Source organism: Pantoea sp. EA-12 (assembly GCF_030053355.1).
GTDB classification, from domain to species: domain Bacteria; phylum Pseudomonadota; class Gammaproteobacteria; order Enterobacterales; family Enterobacteriaceae; genus Pantoea; species Pantoea vagans_C.
Genome location: NZ_JASGBY010000040.1, coordinates 1 through 709, shown reverse-complemented (window position 1 = coordinate 709; position 709 = coordinate 1). Strand labels below are relative to the sequence as shown.

Sequence of the window (709 nt, the reverse complement as noted above, 5' to 3'; positions counted from 1 at the left end):
TTCATGACTGGGGTGAAGTCGTAACAAGGTAACCGTAGGGGAACCTGCGGTTGGATCACCTCCTTACCTGAAGATACTTTCCCGCGAAGTGCTCACACAGATTGTCTGATAGAAAAGTAACGAGCAGAAAAAACCTCTACAGGCTTGTAGCTCAGGTGGTTAGAGCGCACCCCTGATAAGGGTGAGGTCGGTGGTTCAAGTCCACTCAGGCCTACCAAATTTCTCCTCATGCTGCGTTAAAGCGCCGCTCGTATAGTCAGCTATACGTCGCGACCCTTTGCCTTGCCTGAGAAGAAATTAACATTCTTCGTGAGAAGGATGTGACTCCTGGTGAGTGGTAGTAGATGGTCTCTGCAGTAACTGTATGGGGCTATAGCTCAGCTGGGAGAGCGCCTGCCTTGCACGCAGGAGGTCAGCGGTTCGATCCCGCTTAGCTCCACCATTACAGTGACTCAAAACAATACTTCAGAGCGTACCGGCAACGGTGTGCTGCGAAGTATTATGCTCTTTAACAATCCGGAACAAGCTGAAAATTGAAACGACACGTCGTTTTCATTCTCCGTAATAAGAATGAAATTTACGATGTGTTCGAGTCTCTCAAATGCTTGCAGCTTGCATGCGTTGAAAAACGCCTGTGGGTTGTGAGGTTAAGCGACTAAGCGTACACGGTGGATGCCCTGGCAGTCAGAGGCGATGAAGGACGTGCTAA

Annotated in this window: 2 tRNA genes and 1 rRNA gene; all 3 read left to right on the top strand. The window is 49.5% G+C overall.

Features of this window, described 5'->3' with window-relative positions:
* Positions 1-66, top strand: a 16S ribosomal RNA gene (locus QMZ30_RS25780); the annotation flags it as partial.
* Positions 67-140: 74 nt separating this feature from the next.
* A tRNA-Ile gene (locus QMZ30_RS25775) sits at positions 141-217 on the top strand.
* A 149-nt stretch (positions 218-366) separates the two neighbouring features.
* Positions 367-442 (top strand) — tRNA-Ala (locus QMZ30_RS25770).
* The last annotated feature ends 267 nt before the right edge of the window (positions 443-709 follow it).